The following is a 17,983-nucleotide window of genomic DNA, read 5'->3' as shown; positions in this document are numbered from 1 at the left end:
TCCAACTGACCATACTATGGTTCTAGTCCATCATATGTATCAAAGGTCGGCCAGGCATGGACGCTAGCCTTGCGGTATGCCCAAAGTAGTAAATCAAGCACCTTTCAAAGCAGGAAACGATATGATACAAGATGGGTGTTGAAGGGTGAAGGAATAAGGTGAGGAAAGTAGGTGAGGTGATGCAGAGACTGAAGGTAGCAGTCATTACACCGGGCTCTTTTGTTATACCTTCGCCCCGCAGCAGTTCAGTGGAGCGGGTAATTGCTCACATGGTACCGCTAGCTAGCCATAAGCTTCAGGCGCAGATCTATGGCATAAAAGGGGCAGAAACACCGGATCACGGCGATGTTGACGGAATTCCTTGTATGCGCTATACGCGGGGAGCGGGTTATATTCGCGAGGTAATTGCTGATTTGAAGAGATGGTTACCTGCGGTAATCGATGTACACAACCGCCCCGCATTTGCGTATGCCATTCGCGAGGCATTGCCCGATCGCAAAGTTGTGCTGACTTTGCATTCCACCACGTTCATCCGGGAGCCTCACCTCAAACGAAAGGACATGGGTAGGATACTGCTCGCGATGAATCGCATTATTGTGAACAGTGCGTATTTGGGGGCAACCGTGGCCGCTGACAGTCCCGATGCGGTCAGGGAACGCATCGTCATCAACAAGCTGGGGATTCATCCCGGCGATTTCCTGCCACGGTGGACCCCTGCAGCAGAAGCGCTCAGGTCGGCGCGATTGGACGATTTCGGCTGGTCAGGCCGTCGAATCGTGTTATATACAGGCCGATTGGTGCCAGGGAAGGGAGTTCATCGGCTGCTGAAGGCCCTGCGGCGTGTCGTCCATACCTGTCCGGACGTGTTGCTGCTCATAGCCGGTAGTGCCTATTACGGTCACGACCGTCTCACGCCGTATACGGCGGCATTGTATCGGCAGATACGTAAACTAAGGCTGGGGAGGCATGTGCATTTCCTGGGCTATGTGCCGCATCCAGCATTGGCCTCGTTATATCAGTTAGCCGATGTGACGGCTGTTCCTTCAATTGAAGCTGAAGCCTTCGGGCTGGTCAATCTCGAAGCCATGGCGGCAGGGGTGCCTGTGGTAGCATCACGAATCGGTGGTATTCCGGAGGTTATACAGCACGGCAAGACAGGCTGGCTTGTTTATCCGTCACGCGGTGAGCAAGAAATGGCTGACGCCATCATCAGGTTGCTCCAGCAGCCCGGGCTACGGCAACAGATGGGAGAAGCCGGGCTGGACGAGGTGCGGAGACAATTTTTATGGCAGCACTCTGCACAACGCTGGGCTCAAATCATAACAGACTGCGCAACTGAGTGACATGGTCGTGGTTACGTGCATAGGCTACCTCATAGGCATTAGGCCATGATTCCCACCTGGGTGAATGAAGCGGAGCACCCGCTGTTCACTCTCGTGTCAAAGGAGCGGTCATCATGAACCATCGCACGAATCCTAGCCCTAAGGATAAAAAAATAGCCCGGCGTAACCTTTCCAATACAGTTCCCTCTCCCCGTGTAAACAAGGAGAAGGCGACATCGCCTGCTGGCAGTCACAGACCCACTCAGCGTGGAACGACAATTGCAGCTGTTCCTGTAGAACCGATTCAAGCTATAGAGGAAGCAGCATGGAGAAAGCATAAGCTTCCCAAAACGCTGGAGGAAGCGATGCAGATGAATCGAGCCTCTGTGCTGCTGTTGTCTGTGCCTGAGTCAGATACCGAATACGGAACGGATAACGACATGACGTCTATGAAGACGGAAGATCAGAACGAGCAAGATTCATTACTGGATTGTTCCATAACCAGTATTCATATCGCGGAAGGAAGACAGCGTCCAAAGCAGCGAATGCAATTGCCTGAGCAAGATATAGCTTTTCACAAAGCGACTTCACCCCAATGTGGCAGCATTTCTTTTTATCTACCTGCACAGGCGGTTACAGGTGAAGTAAACGTTGGATTTGAGAAGCCCTTTATAGACACACAATATGCCATCACCGCTAATGCGAGCGTACCGGGTATGACGGTGTCTGTTACACATCGCCAGAGGAATTCGGCAGTGCTCACAGTGGAACGTAGACAATCGGGTCAGATATGTGAGGGATGGATTCTCTGGATTGCGATGGGAACATCATAGATAATAAATATACACAGCTTTTATTTATGGTAATGATGTTAGAATACCTCAGACCCTAAACAGGGATGAAAAAACGCTGTTCTTTCCTATAACTATAAGGAAAGAACAGCGTTTTTTTACTTATGTCTAATCGGCAGAGCATAATAGCCAAAGGTTAAATCGAGCGGAAGTAAAGGATCAATCTTCTAATGCATGACAAAAAAAAGAGCTTAGTACGGCTTGTTTTTATAGTCATGACCTACAAATATGACACTTTGACACTACCGTATGTGACAGATAACAAGTTAGATTCAAAGGGCAATTCATAACATATTAGCAAATAAAATAAAGAGTAGGAGAGAATCACATGACGAAAGAATCAGCTCGCAAAAGGTTGCAAGATTTCTATTTTTTGTTGTTTACCTTCGGATCGGGACTGTTTTATTTTTGCTTCTATTTGGTCAGCATTACATTTGCGTTGGGGATGACGGTTATCTTCGTGGGCATTCCCTTGTTGGCGTGTGTGTTGCGAACAACTCACACGTTTGTCCAATATGAACGCATTCAGACGAAGGTTTATACGGATATATCGATAGAGCCAATCCTGACAAGGACAAACAGTGGAAGGGATAAATGGATGAAAGCGAGAGAAGCCATTCTTAATAGTAGCAATTGGAGGGCCGTTTTTTGGCTTATGCAGAAATTTTTTATTGGGGTGATCAGCCTTATATGTGCCGTTATATTGTACATAGCCCCGCTCGTAATTATCGTTACACCGATACTTTTTCAACATCTTGATATATACTTATGGGGATTCGCTGTAGATTCATGGGAAAAGGCTATATGTGTCATGCTCGCTGGGTGTATTCTCGTCTGGATCAATACTCGCATTGGAAACAGCTTAGTTCAAATAGTCGGAATGTACACGCATTCCATGTTTAAAGCTATTAAGAGGTGATAATTTGTTTACAACCTGGAAACAATGGCTCTGGTATGACTGGTTATTGCTTTGTATACGTTTTGTCATCTGGTTTTCATTGATGATAACTACTATCCAACACCAAGACCATTTAACGGTGCCCCTTTGGATCATCATTCTTTGGGAAATTGCCGCATTTTCAATACCTTGGATTTGTTTAATGTTCAGTTATCGCTACTATCTGCTTACTGAGATGGTTTTGTTTGGCGGAGTGTGCTTCTACTTAACCTTATTATTTCCGGCGGCATATCTTGCATTTTTAATGCCAACTTTCATGATCGCGGCAAATAGTGCTCATAAATCATTCCGTTGGTCTGGTTCGATCACAGTTGTTTTGTTTCCATTGCTCGTTGCAATATTTTCCCCAGGAACAGATCTATGGGCGATTATCCCACAAATCGGTCTGGCTTTTGCGATAGGATTTTCCTTCCACTTACTCGTTTCTAATTACCGCCAAAATGAAATTATACGCAATCAGAAGCTTGTGCTGGAACAGTACCTATCTCAGATTGAGCAGATTACTTTGTTAGAGGAGCGCGACAGACTTTCCAAAGATTTGCATGATACGATGGGGCATTCCTATACCTCGATCATTATGGGGTTGGAAATATTGCGTACGGAATTAGCAACAAAAGATGGAGAGCAGAAAATTGACTCATTATTGCAATTAGCCCGTAACAGTATGGAGGAAGTGAGAGCCTATTTGCATCAAATAGATTCACCACAAGAATCGCTTCCCTTGACTGTTACTTTGCAACAATTAGCAGAAGAGTTCCAGAAACATGCAAAAGTAAATGTACGCACTCGAGTAATAGGGGAAGAGTACATAGTCTCCAAACAAGCGAAAATGACGCTTTATCGGTGCTTGCAGGAATCGCTGACTAATGCTGTGCGCCACGGACAATCCACCGAAATCATTGTGTCACTGCATTTTGAGCCACAACAAACAAGATTGGATGTACAGGATAATGGTCGCGGAGTGGACGAGTGGAAGGATGGCTTCGGATTAACTGCAATGAAAGAGCGTGCGACACAGTTACAAGGGAGAGTCACTGTATACTCCGAAAAGGGCGAAGGGACGTTCATCTCATGTGTGTTACCTAGACTTGTACAATTGTCCGATGAAAGAATCCGCTTGTGTATCGTCGATGATCATTCGTTTATCCGGGATAGTCTCCATACCATCTTGGACGGACAAGAGGACTTGCAGGTAGTGGGGGTGGCTGAAGATGGGGAACAAGCTGTAGAATTGTGCAGAAGCCTAAATCCAGATTTGATATTAATGGATTTGGAGATGCCCAATCAGGATGGGATTCGTGCGACCCAAATAATCAAGGAAACATGGCCTGACATTCGTGTCCTCATCCTGTCAACGTTTCAGGATACAGAGAGGGCGAAGGAAATCATGCGAAGCGGCGCTGACGGCTATTTGCTGAAATCCATAGAATCGCGTGAACTGGCTGAAACGATTCGCCTCGTCTATCGGGGAGGCACGGTAATAAACCAAGATTTGTTCCATAAAATGTGGGACGGAAATGATGAAGAAGAGTCAGTCGGACCGAGGTCAGATGGAGAAGAGTATGGCTTAACGAAACGCGAACTAGAGGTTTTGAATCTTTTATCTCAAGGAAACCGTTATAAAACAATTTCTGAGAAACTTTACCTATCCAACGGCACCGTAAGAAATTACGCTTCCACTCTCTATGACAAGCTGGGAGTCAATAATCGAGAAGAAGCCGTGCAAAAAGCAAGAGATGCCGGATTACTTTTGTAAGAACTGCTTTAAGTCCATAGTATGTTTAAATGTACAATTTTCTTTTATTGAGAGATAGATGAACAAGAAAAGGGCGCCCCTTTGTGAGGGCGCCATACATAAGGGGGGAAGGGGTGCAGACTAGTACACTGCACCCCTATTTTCGTCCATCGTATGGGCAGGGCCAAGTAACAGTTGCACAACGGCAAAGGTTCAATGGACGAGAATTGTGAAGAGGAAAGTGTATATGAATTAGTTCACGCCTACAGCGTCAAAAGATTTGGCAGCTGCAGTTGCTTCTGCTGAGTTTGCCCCGTACAGATCTTTTGCAGCCTGGATCACAGCAGCACGTGCGTTGGAGAAGTCAGAGGAAGAAGTCAGGTAGTTCGTAAAGGCACTGTAGTAAATTTGCACCGCTGCATCGCGGCCAATTCCATTTACAGTTACGCCATGGAAATTACCGCCTTGTGCTAACAAGTAGTAAGCTTTATTGATAATACCGCTGTTTGTATGAACACCGCCGTTATCGGAGCTGCCTTTGTACAGGTTTGAATAGTGATCTGGTTGATCGTACAGGGTAGGATCGGACATTGAGCGAAGGGCATCGCCTGGAATGTTTGGCGTATAAATATCATCGCCTACAAGCCAGTTTTTGCGCTGAATGTCATTGCCGATAACGTCCGAGAAAGCCTCATTCAGTGCCCCAGACTCTCCGTAATATTCCAAATTCGAGGTATACTCTGTGACACCATGTGTAAGTTCATGCCCTACTACATCGGGGTCTCCGCTAAAGGCGATAAATGTGCTACCGTCTCCATCTCCATAAGTCATTTGGGAGCCGTTCCAGAAGGCGTTGTTGTAACGGCTGCCGTAATGGACTGTCGAACGGAGCTGCAGACCACGTCCGTCAATGCTGTTGCGTCCGAATTTGGATTTATAGTAATCATAGGTTTTGGCAGCGTACGCATGGGCATCGACACCGGCTGGATCATTCCATACATTATCAGCGTCTGTCAAAAGGGTGCCTGGGATGCTTTGACGGTTGGAGGCCGTGTAAGTCACGATACCATTACCGCGTGTTGTATCTTTTAACTGGTAGCTACTGCCGGAAGCAGTAGTGGTGAATGACTTGGTATCACCAAGCACACCTTTACCTGTGCCTGTAGCTTCTTTAATGATGTCATACTGGAATACGATGCTGCCGTCGTTGGCATCGATAATGTAGCGGGTACGCAGTGGGGCAGGTTCTAAAACATTGACTTCAGTTACATAAACGAGCTGCAGGTCATCCCCCTTAGGGTAGTAGTAGAGTTCTGCTTTAGGATCTACTTCAGGTTGCAGATTAGCGATTTTGGCAATGGAACTTTTTTCTGCCTCCACCGCTTCAATTTTGCTATCTTTCAGGGCAGATGCCTTATCAAGACTCTGCTCGTCCTTATCAATGGATATCTTATTTACGTTGTTAGCTGCCTCGGAGTAAGTGTCTTTGCTTACACTGGTTTGCTCCTCAGCGTTTTTAGAGAGGGTATCGTCGGAGGTAGGGAGGGCTTCAATTCGTGCAGCTGCTTCTTTATATGCGGTGTAAACCGCTTCAGAAGCGCTGATTTTTGGAGTTGCACCTTGTGTAGCTTCAGCCTGCTGATCCTCAGTCACCACGGCTCCTAAGTAAGAGGTGACCTCACCAGATTTGCCTACATGAATAGTCTGTTCAGCTCCATATACGGGAATCCCGTTTACATACTGCTTCAGCCGATAATGGCTCACACCGGACTTGTCGCTTGTGCGATCAACAATTCGAAATTGTTCACGTACACTGGATTTGTCCTCACCCAGCAACGTTTTCTTTTGCCGATTCAAATAACTCCATACAATGTCGTCCCCTGATACTGAGGAAGGGGCTTTCCATTGCTCGGCATGAAAGGTTGGTGTAAGCTGAGCTGGCCCCGAAACGGAACTCTCCGCTGATGCACCAGACGCTACAGACCCCAACAACATAGCTCCTCCAAGAAGCGAAACCCATACTTTTTTCATTAAAATTCACTCTCCCCGATTAATGTCAGGATGAATCATCCTGTTTTGAATAAGGCATTGCGCCATTTATGTAGGTCGTGTTGTCGTCTGGAATAGAAGAATGGAACATGAAGAGAATACCGAAGTGTTTTCATGAAGCGTGCGTGAAAAGAGGGTACCGCATGTGAAGCATGTAGCCTAAAAAAGGTAACAAACTCCTCCCTTCCTGTCGTATGCAAAGATAGTGGAATCATAGCCGATAATGGAAAAAAGTTGCCTTATGCAAAAAAAACAAAAGTTGGTTTTTCGAACTCCCATCATCTGGCTCTGATATTATCACAGAGAATGACGGACGAGAAGATCCATGTAACAAATTTATCCAAAATGATTCTTTAGACCCTAAAATCTCATTTATTTAATAGGAATAATAAGTTTTGTAAAATAAAGTCGAAAATTGCTGTGTCGAAAAGTCTCCACGCTTGCCGTTACACACGGCTTTTGGACCGCATAGGTTATGTTGAACTGTCCTAATCATGCTGTTCATCTATACAGCAGCAAGGGAGGTGAGACGGGAACATGAGGAAGCGTGGAAAAGCTGGATTCAAGATCAATCGGAGGCGGCATTCCGGGGCTTATTATCACTCTAAGATGTGGCTACCGTACCGAATGCCGAACATGGATAAGAAGCCGATAGTCTCTGATAAGAATGATGTACCCGAAATGGAGAAAGGGGCGCAAAGCGGCGTAGCGCGGCCATCTGAACCATCATCAGCGGGAAAGATTCTCGTATCTGTCATTATTCCGGCCATGAATGAGCAAAAGACCATCGGAGCTGTGATTCGCGAAGCGCGCCATGTCCATCCACATACAGAGGTTATCGTCGTTGAGAACGGATCACACGATAGAACGGCGAAGGTGGCAGCGGCGGCGGGAGCTCGTGTACTTTCCTTCCCAGAACCGCTTGGACATGATGTGGGTCGTCGTATTGGAGCGGAGGCGGCATCCGGACAGATCCTGCTTTTTCTGGATGGTGATATTGTCATTCCCTGTGCCAGACTTCGGCCATTTATACAGGCCGTATGTGCAGGAGCGGATGTGGTGCTGAATGATTACCATGGACCTGTGAACCGCACGCCTATACATCCTGTAGTTGAGGCAAAGCATGTATTGAATATCTTGTCGAATCGTGCTGATTTAGGGGGAGCATCGATGACGGGTATTCCACATGCTATAAGTCAAAAGGCTTTAAAAGAGGTGGGTCTAAAGCCCTTGGAAAAACCTCCGCTATTTCAAGTGATGTCCATTGTCTCCGGGTTACGAGTGGTGACTGTATATGGAATAGCTGTCGGTAGGATGAACGCACCACGTAAAAAACAGAACGGCAAGGACCCGCTGGCAAGTGTAATTGTCCAGGATCACCTGGATGCCATTGCCTGGCTTACATCATGTCTGGGAGCACGTGCGGGATACACGAATTTGGAGCGAAAACGGATCAGAGACGAGGTGAAAACGTGACTAGAGCGTATCGCAGAAGAAAACGTGAAGACTCCAGCTGGGGGCTAAGACGCATACAAAGAAAACGAGAATCGACAGCTTCGATGCATAGCCGCAGGATGAGAAAGCCCACACCCCGGGCGAAAGGAATGCCCGAAATCACTCCGCCTGAGGAACGTGAAGCCCCGAGCCCGAGAGATATTGTATTGCAGGGGACTGCAGCAGCCGTGGTTAGTGCCTGTAATGAGGAGGCTACGATTGATCGGGTACTGGGCGAGCTGGAGAAACTTCCGCTTGCGGATATTATTGTCGTATTAAACGGCTGTACGGATGGTACGCGCTCTGCCGTAGCCAAACGCCATCCCGGGGTGACTCTCGTCAACGTACCGGATCGCCTGGGGCATGATGTTGGCCGTGCAATAGGCGCACGTCTGACGCAGGCTGATATCGTTCTATTCGTGGACGGAGATTTGCCGATCCCGGCGTCTGATATGCTGCCTTTTCTTCAAGCGGTGGATCAGGGAACGGATGTAGCGCTTAATGATCTGGGTAGACATTTGCCGCCTTATACCCAACAGGACAGCGTAACACGGTGCAAAGGGTTTCTGAATCGCGTACTGCGCAGGTCGGATCTTGGAGCAAGCTCATTGACCGCTGTACCCCATGCATTATCCCGGCGTGTGCTGGATCAACTGGGGCCGGCCGTGCTTGCGGTACCGCCGAAGGCCCACGCGATGGCGATTCTGCATGGTATGATCGTGGCAGCAGTACATGCTGTTGATGTGATTAAAACCAATCGCAAGCGGACCTTCAATGTCGGGAAAGGGAACGTTATGGAACAGTTAATCATCGGCGATCATGCAGAGGCGCTGGCGGCAGTGTTTCAGGTAGCCGGGGATTCCCCGTTCGGGCCTGTACCAACACGGGTAGACGTTGCCAAAGGGAGGAATGCACGATGAGTCTGACGAGCATCATTATTCCGACTTATAATGGCCTGGCTTTATTAAAGCCGTGTATCGAGGCGATTCGAACACATACGACAGATGCCCCGTATGAAATTATTGTTGTGGACAACGCTTCGAATGACGGAACGGATGATTTTTGCGCATCCGAACGGCTAATCAGCATACGTCTTCCTGAAAACAGGGGCTTTCCAGCAGCTTGTAATAAGGGAATCCGGCTGGCTTCGGGTGATCAATTCGTCATTTTAAACAATGATGTGACGGTTACACGTGGGTGGCTATCGAATATGTTGGCTGCTTTGCATAGTGAAAGCTCCGTGGGATTGGTGGGACCGGTGACGAATTACGTCAGCGGTATTCAGCAGATTCACGGAATAGAAGGAGATATGGCCAGCTGTCTCAGATATGCGGAGCAGAATAATACGAGTAATCCCTCCAGATGGCAAGAGGTCAAACGGTTGGTCGGGTTTTGCCTGTTATTTCGTCGTGAGTTGATGGAACGGATTGGATTGCTGGATGAACGGTTTAGCCCCGGACATTATGAGGATGACGACTATTGTCTGCGTGCACGCGTGCATGGCTACAAGCTGCTCATGTGCAATGACTGTTTTGTCTATCATCAGGGAAATGCGAGTTTCTCGCGCTCGGACACTTCCTGGCTCGAAGAGCTGATTGAGCGGAATTATCGATTGTTTATAGAAAAATGGAGCATCGATCCCAGAGTGTTTATCGAAACGGGAAACGCTGCGATTCCATGCACTGAACATGCTGTCGAAGGAGGAAGGAAAATATGAAAGGGGTTATTCTCGCAGGAGGAACCGGGTCGCGCCTTCATCCGTTGACTACATTACTCAACAAGCATCTGCTTCCGGTCGGCAAGTACCCTATGATCGTATACGGTATCGAAAGGTTACGGCAAGCGGGGATTACCGATTTGCTCATTATTATTGGTAAACAATCGGCTGGGCTGTACACTGATTTTTTAGGCAGCGGCAGTAATTATGGTATCCAATTGACCTATCGGATCCAAGAAAAAGCAGGCGGCATCGCCGAAGCACTCGAATTGGCAAGAAGCTATATGCAGTCAGAAGAGAAGTTCACTGTTTTGCTGGGTGATAATTTGTTCAAGGAAGATTTGGGACCTGTCATCGAACGCTTCAAACAACAGCCACCAGGGAGCGCCAGAGTCTTACTGAAAAAGGTGGCAGATGCCCGTCGTTACGGGGTACCCGTGTTTGACCCCGAGCGCCCAGAGAGCATTATGCGAATTGAAGAAAAGCCGCAGCATCCCCAGTCCAAATATTGCGTTACGGGGATCTATATGTATGATACTGCCGTATTCGATAAGATCCGTGAAATAACACCTTCGGCACGTGGTGAACTTGAAATCACCGATGTTAACAACTGTTATGCTGCTGAAGGCAAGCTGGAATATGATATTTTACGGCGCTACTGGAGCGATGCAGGAACTTTCGATTCCCTTCAGGAAGCTGGAGTGAAAATGAAGGGACTTCTACCTTAGTTTCAATGAAACACCATTCAGCCGGGCCAGGCATATAGTATAGGCATAATGCCACCCGGAGGAGTGAACGGCATGAAACGCCTGAGTATACAAAGGAAACACAACAAACGGCTCGGAAAGAAGGGCTATTGGTCAGGTTATAACAGGGGCCAGGAGCAAGGCAGGAAGTTGGGGCAAGCTTCGTTCGGCAAGGTATTTGAAGGCGTCAGTATTATCATTCCGTCCTGCAATCAGCTTCAACAGCTCCGTGCTTGCATTCACCATCTTGAGGAGAATACGACCCATCCTCACGAAATTATTGTGGTGGACTACGGCTCGACAGATGGGACACCCACTTATTTGCTCCGTAAAAGCATAGCTGTGCGCTATGCGTTGTTAACAAAGGATGTTCAGAGGATCGGCAGTCTGAATCAGGGACTAATGATGGCAAAAGGTACAACTATTGTCGTACTGGACCCATATTCCATCGTGACTCCTGGCTGGTTGGATCGGTTGATGAGCTGTTTAAACAGCGATCCGCGTATTGGAGTTGTCGGACCTGTAACGAATGGTCCCTTCGGAGAACAGCAAGTTGAGGTTCCTGATATGAACGGACATGAAGTAAATCCATTTGCTATGGCCAATGATACCCTCAACCCGGAAGCATGGCGGGAGACTAAAAGCCTGGCCACATTTTGTCTGCTACTGCGTAGAGAAACTTTGGTAAAGACGGGGTACTGGGACGAAGGCTGCCACAGTAGTGAGGAGGCCCATGCAGATTGGCTGCTGCGTGTACGCTTATTGGGAATACGTATGGCAATTGCCAGAGATGCTTTTATCCATTTTGCAGAAAGTGATCGGGATACGGTTGATGGTTTTCCTCAAACGACTGAAAGAAGCGGTTCAGTGGAGGAAAGAAGCCGGAACCGATCCTTTTTTGTACAAAAATGGGGGAACGCTGAGAAGCTGTTCTACGACCCGAAATCCGCAACAGCAGACTCGGACGGCCAGGGGTTATCAAGTAAGGAAGCACACTTATCAGCAGCAAGCTTTTATCCCGTCGGAGCACTTGTTCAGGGACCATCCGGTGCAGTATTTCGGATCGAGCCGGGAAGTAGGCGGCGGCTGCATGGCGCCAGTGATGTGGAAGGTGAGCACGTGCGTCCCGTTAGAGTATCTCAGCTTGATTTGTTGGCGCTTCCCTTGGTAGGGGAGCCGGACGCGACAGTCTCTGGCAGCACTGAAGCCCCCCCTGTAGCTGTAACGCTCAATGAACCCTTGCCTGTGCTGGCGGCTCCTGAACTGGGGAACATGTCTATACTGCCCACACTTCATATCCCGGCTCAACGCAAGCGCTGGATCGAGTTACTGTATGCTGAAGGCGGGCAACTGTACCAAATCGGCAACGGCTGGAAAAGACCGTTCCTTACCTTCTACGCCGTGATGAGCTGGCGGGCTGAGGATTATCCCATTCAGTTTTTGTCCTCCGAAGATTTATTGGCATTGTCGGAGAAGCAGCCTATTATTGCTCCACCAGTGCTGCGAGGGCATTTGTAATGATTGAATAGGCTTTTTTTAGGCGAACCGACTACTCGCTGCGGCATACGCTGTAGTAGCGGAAAGCCCGTAGGTATTTCGTGCGTTCCGCAAGGCGGAACACATAAAGGAGGGGCTTATGCATAACGAATTAGATGATTTGCTGATCCATATTTCGCACTCGCAGCAGCAGATGTCGAGGCTGCTGGATGCGGAACGGCAGGTGGTTGTGCGCATGGCACAGATCATCCATGAACTGCCGGATGAGGAGCCGCGTTTTGATGGGATTCCGGGCATTATGGATAGTTCGGGACAGGTAAACAAAAGTATTGTTGCCTATTTGAACGGTATTGCCGACCTTCAGGAAGCCATGGCTGAAATGCTCGTTCGTGTGGTGAAGGAGACGGCATATCCGGAAGAGGAGTAGTGTAACAACCGAGGGTAGGGAGTGAACACATGAGTAGGGAAAAAGCAATGCTTTACATGCTGGATGCGGCCTCCAAGATGCAGCGGAATGTATCTATGATTTTGGAGGCCAAGGCGGTCGAAGCAGAGAAAATGCGTAATTGGACGCTGAACCATCTGGCGCCTTCCGCATTTGAAACCGATGAAGAGCAGTTGGGACGGCCTTTGGAAATTCATGAGCAGATGGTGGAAATGCTGGAGGGATTGACCCGGCTTCAGACTGGACTGTGCAGCAACCTTAAAGCATTGCTGGATCAGGATGAGCAGCAGGGTGGCGGAATGGAAGGAATGATGGGAGGAATGGGCCCGGGGGATATGAGCTAATGAGCATGAGGCGTGAACGTGAGATTAAGCTGGATATGATGGAGTCTATTGCTGCCAGCCAGCACGCCGTTGCCCGGATGCTGACCAGTCTTGCGGACTTGACGCCCCATGTGGATATGTCGGCTCCCCGTCTGGAAGAGACCATCCGTCTACTCAGCAACTATCAGGGAAAAATCACGCAAATGCTGGCGGGTATTCCACTAAGAAGGCAGGTATATGGGAAACCGACGAAGCCATGGCTCCAGGTGCCTGTGCAAAAAAGTGAAACCAAGACGAGAAAGCAAAGGAGGAATGAGAATGAGTACAAGGTGGGGACGCATCAGTCGAGCCAAAGCTCGCAAAAGACGTAGAGATGCCCGACGTTCCAGCATTCGCAGATTAAAACGGAGAAGAAGACATCTGCTTGCTCTAAGACGCCGAAAAAGGGGACTTTATCCTGTACGTAGAAGACGTTCTCTTTCGCGGCGACGGAAAAAACCTCAAGCTAACCCGGTCGCAGCTCCTTCAGTCGAGAATCCACAGCCCTCTGTTGTATTAGAGCATGACCCGCAGGCATTCCAGCAGGGATATGATGCTGCTTACAATGAGGGCTTCAATTCGGGCTTTGCCAAAGGATATGAAGATGGCCACCAAGTCGCTTATAAGGCACAGTAATTATGCCAATGATCTATTGCGGTTAACCCCCGAAGCTGGCAGCTTCGGGGTTATTTGCGTTTTGGTAGTTGGACGGGCAAACGCCAATTTTGTCCGGGCAGTGGCAGTCGTCCATGATGCGTTTGACCCCTCCGCATATAGTTTAGGAGTGACAGAAGTTTATCCTACAACAGGACAGGGTGAAGGATGTGAATGATCAACGAAGCGGAAATGAACGCGAAGCATACCGATGTGGCTATCGGGAAGGACGCAGAATGGGCGGTTGCACGGCTGCTCTGTCACAGGTCGTGGCAATACAACCTGCTGTTCGCCAGTTGAAAGTATTGTATATTCCGCAAGGTTTCGCAGCTATAGACACAGGTGTGCAAGAAGCATTGAGCCAAATATGCAGCTCGTGCGTCATTGGTACCCCTGCTACGATGCTGGCAGACGCTGCGGCTCACCGTCCAGACCTCGTACTGGTTATGAACGGACTGCATGTTTTTCCGGCGGATCATCTGGAGCAGGTACAACAAATACGAGCCTTGGGCATTCGGACGGCCATATGGTTTGTAGATGATCCCTACTTTACGGAGGATACGGCGTTGATCTGTCAATTCTACGATGTCGTTTTTACGCATGAAATTTCCTGTCTGCCGTTTTATCGCGAACAGGGAGTAACGAAGGTTCACTATTTGCCGCTTGCTGTGTCAGCCCGTATCTTTTATCCCCGGCGAGTAGAGCGTGAGCATCAGCATGATATTTGCTTCATTGGAAATGCCTTCTGGAACCGTGTGAAGCTGTTCGACTACCTTGCTCCCTTCTTGGCGGACAAAAGAGTGCTGATCGTAGGTGGGCACTGGGATCGGCTGACCCGGCGTGATGTGCTGGAACGCTTTATCCGACCGGGTTTTATGGAGCCGGAAGAGACCGCTCAATACTACAACGGCTCCAAAATTGTCATCAATATGCACCGCCCGACAGACCCCGGACTGGATAATCGGAACACACACCAGCTGTCAGCGGAATCCATCAATCCTCGGACATATGAAATTTCCGCTTGCGGGACGCTTCAAATGACGGATGTGCGAAAAGATCTGCACCGCTATTATCAACCAGGCTATGACATTGAAACCTTCTCAGGAGCAGAGGAACTGAAGGTGAAGCTGGATTACTATCTCAAGCATGACTGGGAACGCGAACGCATAGCCTGGCGCGCACTGCACACAACCATGCAAAAGCATAGGTACTCAAATCGCATGGAGGAATTGCTGGACAAGGCGATGGCCTAAAGTAAACACCATAAACAGTAAGGAGTGAAAGTGATGACGATATCTACGACAGGACCGTATGACCCAGCTGTTCACCAGACAGCGGCAGCCTCCTGGGAGAAGGGGAGAGCGGCGGGAATCCATGACGGATACGATGAAGGATACCTGCGCGGACGTGCTAACGCGATTGTGTCGCGAACGAAAGCGACATTTCCTTTTCGACAGATCCATGTACTGTATGTCGTCTCGGGCAAAGGCCTTCCGTATTCTCCACTGGATGAGGCGATCATTACCACGTTGCAGAGCATGACAGCTCAGGTTACCGTGACAGACCCGCGTCAGCCGGTAGGAGATATTGCCGCTCAGCTCCGTCCGAATCTGATGCTGGCACTCGACGGGATGGATTTTCCGCTAGAGCAGGTTGCTGCGGTACGCAAGTTGGGCATCCCTACTGCCATCTGGCTGACAGACGATCCCTATTACACTGACACGACGACCAAATTGGTGACGAATTATGATTATGTGTTCACCTTAGAAATGAACTGTATAGAACTGTATCGTCAGCTGGGTTGCACATCGGTGCACTACTTGCCCTTCGGGGCATTTTTGACTCACTATTTTCCGCTCAGCTCGCCTGCTTCAGTACGACGTGAGATTGGATTTACAGGTTCAGCCTACTGGAATCGCATCTATTTCTTTAATCCGATTATGCCGCAGCTTATGGCCCGCAACATTAAAATCAACGGAATCTGGTGGGATCGTCTCCCGGATTATCAGTCGTATGGTGACAAAATTGAGCTGGGCCGCTGGATGTCTCCGGCCGAGACGAATGATTCGTATAACGGCAGCAAAATCGTAATTAATCTTCATCGTTCTCATCAGGATGATTCGGTGAACAACAATGCACTGAAAATTCCGGGGGTTTCGCCCAATCCCCGCACGTTTGAGATTTCAGCCAGTGGCACGTTGCAACTGACGGATACAAGAGATGATCTGGCTCGTTTTTACAAGCCGGGGGAAGAGATTGAAACTTACAGTTCCCAGCAGGAGCTGCTGGAGAAGATTGAGTTTTATTTGACACACGAAAAGGAGCGTCGTGAGATTGCTCTGCGTGCTCTCGAACGAACCCTGCGGGAGCACACGTATGGTCACCGGATTGACCAACTGCTGTCGGTCATATTCCCATAAGGCCATCCATACGTCCGCTGGTTGCTATTTTATAAGGAGGTGAACTCCGATCAAGCCGAAAATGATGCTGTTCAGTCATGTCAGCAATGTTCGCAGTATTACAGGGGCGGAAAAGCTGCTGCTGCAATTTTGTCTAGACGTTCGCACGTATTTCGATTGCATATTGGTAACACCTGATGAAGGACGGCTGACCTCAATGGCCCGCAAGCGTGGCATCACAGTTCAGATTCAGAATCTGTTCATGCTGCATGGCATGTATACCCCTTATGAGGGATTGGCACAGGATGCAGAGAATTTGCGGAACCATGTGGTGTATGCACCGTTACTTCAGATGCTTGGGCAATCCCGGCCTGATGTGGTGCTGGTCAATACCTGTGTGAACGTCATGCCCGCGATAGCTGCTCAAGAGCTTAATATTCCGGTGATCTGGAAAATAACCGAGGTCATTAACCAGAATGCGTATACGCCAGTTTCTGTCTCCATTATTGAGCGTTATAGCCAATGGGTCATCGGCATTTCGCAAGCGGTTATGCGTCCTTTGCATGGCGGGGGACTGACACGTCCGCATACAGTGTTGTCTCCATGCCGGGATATGGATATGCCATCGCCTAGAGAACATGTGCTGGAACGGAGAAGGAAACGTGAAAAGCTGGGACTGCGGGATTTTCATATCTGTATTGGTTATATTTCTTCCTTTATCTACGAAGCCAAAGGGCTGTTGCCTTTTGTCCATATGGCTCTAAAGCTGTGCGAAACCAATTCACGGTGCCGTTTCTGGATTATCGGCAGCTCAGTGGATTCCGAGTATTACGTAAAATGTGTCTCTTTGATTCGCCAGTCTCGTTACAGCCGCCGTTTCCAGTTCAGTTCATTCGAGGAATCCGTCTCAACAGCCTATAGTGCAATGGATATTGTAGTGATTCCTAGCATGGTGGAGGAAGGCTTTGGTATGACGGCTTTGGAAGGTCTGGTGTACGGCAAGCCTGTGGTAGCCTTTGCGCAGGGCGGACTTGTGGAATTAATGGAATCGACCGGAAATGCAGATTTTTTGGTAGAGCCAGGAAACAGCGATATGCTGGCGCAAAAAGTAAGCTATCTGCTCGACCATCCCGAGGAAGCGGAACGAATTGGTGTGCGTAACAATAGTGCCGCTACGCGCATCTACGGACCTGATTCCTACCGAAGCAGTCTGCACGTTATGGTCAGTCAATGGGTATGTCATCATCCCCATTGGTTCCCGTTGATTCAGCAGCCGGGTGGTCCTGTATGGACGAGGGAAGGCGGAGGGCTGCGTCAGGTCACTGCAATACCGGAGGCATATACCAACACCGTTCGGGAATTTCCCGAATCGGTGATCAATCAAATGCCAGTGCTGGGTCTGCCGCCCATTGAATATGCAGCCATTCAGGGTTTGCCACAACCAGCTTCCCTTTTGCCTGAGTCACCACCTGAATTGCCTCACCGCAAGCGTAGTATTCGGGCAAGATGTCCAAAGAGCCGCAAGCATCCCCGACTGCGAAATCGCAGGTATAAGAGGAGAAGTGCTGGCAGAATCCGTCTCAAGAAAATTCACGGCTCCCCATTGTATCGAAGCTCCAAGTCCAGACAGAAACTCAAGCGGAAATTGAGGCTCCTGTCACGGCGATCCAGTGCGCACAAGCAGAAGCGAGTCGCATTCAAGGAAAGACAGAATGCCAAACAACGGTCCGGGTGAACATACGCCGGACCGCTTG

At 48.8% G+C, this 17,983-nt stretch carries 17 protein-coding genes; 16 read left to right on the top strand and 1 reads right to left on the bottom strand.

Features of this window, described 5'->3' with window-relative positions; translation table 11 throughout:
- Nucleotides 1–179 precede the first annotated feature (179 nt).
- From FKV70_RS15720 to FKV70_RS15705, 4 genes are all read left to right on the top strand, one after another.
- Nucleotides 180–1,343 carry a glycosyltransferase family 4 protein gene (locus FKV70_RS15720; protein ID WP_063209454.1) on the top strand — a complete coding sequence of 388 codons (1,164 nt, stop codon included), beginning with the start codon at nucleotides 180–182 and terminating at the stop codon, nucleotides 1,341–1,343.
- Between the two features lie 113 nt (nucleotides 1,344–1,456).
- Complete coding sequence (locus tag FKV70_RS15715; protein WP_142613433.1) at nucleotides 1,457–2,155, top strand: WIAG-tail domain; 699 nt, start codon at nucleotides 1,457–1,459, stop codon at nucleotides 2,153–2,155.
- A gap of 346 nt (nucleotides 2,156–2,501) precedes the next feature.
- A complete protein-coding gene (locus tag FKV70_RS15710; RefSeq protein ID WP_064797396.1) occupies nucleotides 2,502–3,092 on the top strand; it encodes a sensor domain-containing protein in 591 nt (196 codons plus the stop codon).
- Between the two features lie 4 nt (nucleotides 3,093–3,096).
- Nucleotides 3,097–4,887: a helix-turn-helix transcriptional regulator gene (locus tag FKV70_RS15705; protein WP_142613432.1), complete on the top strand. Its 1,791-nt coding sequence runs from the start codon at nucleotides 3,097–3,099 to the stop codon at nucleotides 4,885–4,887.
- A gap of 231 nt (nucleotides 4,888–5,118) precedes the next feature.
- On the opposite strand, the gene FKV70_RS15700 is transcribed toward FKV70_RS15705, so the two are convergent.
- A complete protein-coding gene (locus FKV70_RS15700; protein ID WP_142613431.1) occupies nucleotides 5,119–6,897 on the bottom strand; it encodes a M4 family metallopeptidase in 1,779 nt (592 codons plus the stop codon).
- Between the two features lie 555 nt (nucleotides 6,898–7,452).
- Between FKV70_RS15700 and FKV70_RS15695 the strand changes: the two genes are divergently transcribed.
- From FKV70_RS15695 to FKV70_RS15640, 12 genes are all read left to right on the top strand, one after another.
- Entirely contained in the window at nucleotides 7,453–8,391 is a 939-nt protein-coding gene (locus tag FKV70_RS15695) for a glycosyltransferase family 2 protein (RefSeq protein WP_142613430.1), read from the top strand.
- Entirely contained in the window at nucleotides 8,388–9,329 is a 942-nt protein-coding gene (locus tag FKV70_RS15690; protein WP_142613429.1) for a glycosyltransferase family 2 protein, read from the top strand. The genes FKV70_RS15695 and FKV70_RS15690 overlap by 4 nt, the downstream gene beginning before the upstream one ends.
- Nucleotides 9,326–10,126 (top strand): glycosyltransferase family 2 protein, encoded by an 801-nt coding sequence (locus tag FKV70_RS15685; protein ID WP_142613428.1) that lies wholly within the window; start codon nucleotides 9,326–9,328, stop codon nucleotides 10,124–10,126. The genes FKV70_RS15690 and FKV70_RS15685 overlap by 4 nt, the downstream gene beginning before the upstream one ends.
- Nucleotides 10,123–10,854 carry a sugar phosphate nucleotidyltransferase gene (locus tag FKV70_RS15680; RefSeq protein WP_142613427.1) on the top strand — a complete coding sequence of 244 codons (732 nt, stop codon included), beginning with the start codon at nucleotides 10,123–10,125 and terminating at the stop codon, nucleotides 10,852–10,854. Before FKV70_RS15685 ends, FKV70_RS15680 begins: the two co-directional genes overlap by 4 nt.
- Nucleotides 10,855–10,926: 72 nt before the next feature.
- On the top strand, nucleotides 10,927–12,390 hold the full coding sequence (locus FKV70_RS15675; RefSeq protein ID WP_142613426.1) for a glycosyltransferase family 2 protein: 1,464 nt from the start codon (nucleotides 10,927–10,929) through the stop codon (nucleotides 12,388–12,390).
- A gap of 118 nt (nucleotides 12,391–12,508) precedes the next feature.
- The gene (locus tag FKV70_RS15670; protein WP_063209434.1) at nucleotides 12,509–12,796 is read left to right on the top strand and encodes a hypothetical protein; all 288 of its coding nucleotides are present in this window, start codon (nucleotides 12,509–12,511) and stop codon (nucleotides 12,794–12,796) included.
- A gap of 29 nt (nucleotides 12,797–12,825) precedes the next feature.
- Entirely contained in the window at nucleotides 12,826–13,158 is a 333-nt protein-coding gene (locus FKV70_RS15665; RefSeq protein ID WP_063209432.1) for an alpha-helical endospore appendage domain-containing protein, read from the top strand.
- Nucleotides 13,158–13,508 carry a hypothetical protein gene (locus tag FKV70_RS15660; RefSeq protein ID WP_142613425.1) on the top strand — a complete coding sequence of 117 codons (351 nt, stop codon included), beginning with the start codon at nucleotides 13,158–13,160 and terminating at the stop codon, nucleotides 13,506–13,508. The genes FKV70_RS15665 and FKV70_RS15660 overlap by 1 nt, the downstream gene beginning before the upstream one ends.
- Nucleotides 13,456–13,812 carry a FliH/SctL family protein gene (locus tag FKV70_RS15655; protein WP_155762566.1) on the top strand — a complete coding sequence of 119 codons (357 nt, stop codon included), beginning with the start codon at nucleotides 13,456–13,458 and terminating at the stop codon, nucleotides 13,810–13,812. Before FKV70_RS15660 ends, FKV70_RS15655 begins: the two co-directional genes overlap by 53 nt.
- 179 nt (nucleotides 13,813–13,991) lie before the next feature.
- Complete coding sequence (locus FKV70_RS15650; RefSeq protein WP_063209428.1) at nucleotides 13,992–15,083, top strand: CgeB family protein; 1,092 nt, start codon at nucleotides 13,992–13,994, stop codon at nucleotides 15,081–15,083.
- Nucleotides 15,084–15,116: 33 nt separating this feature from the next.
- A complete protein-coding gene (locus FKV70_RS15645) occupies nucleotides 15,117–16,250 on the top strand; it encodes a CgeB family protein (protein ID WP_142613424.1) in 1,134 nt (377 codons plus the stop codon).
- 61 nt (nucleotides 16,251–16,311) lie between these two features.
- Complete coding sequence (locus FKV70_RS15640; RefSeq protein ID WP_142613423.1) at nucleotides 16,312–17,964, top strand: glycosyltransferase family 4 protein; 1,653 nt, start codon at nucleotides 16,312–16,314, stop codon at nucleotides 17,962–17,964.
- Nucleotides 17,965–17,983: the final 19 nt, after the last annotated feature.

Origin of the sequence: Paenibacillus ottowii, from assembly GCF_006874425.1 — a bacterium.
GTDB lineage: Bacteria > Bacillota > Bacilli > Paenibacillales > Paenibacillaceae > Paenibacillus > Paenibacillus ottowii.
Note: the sequence above shows the minus strand (reverse complement) of the source record. Positions and strands in the feature narration are given on the sequence as shown.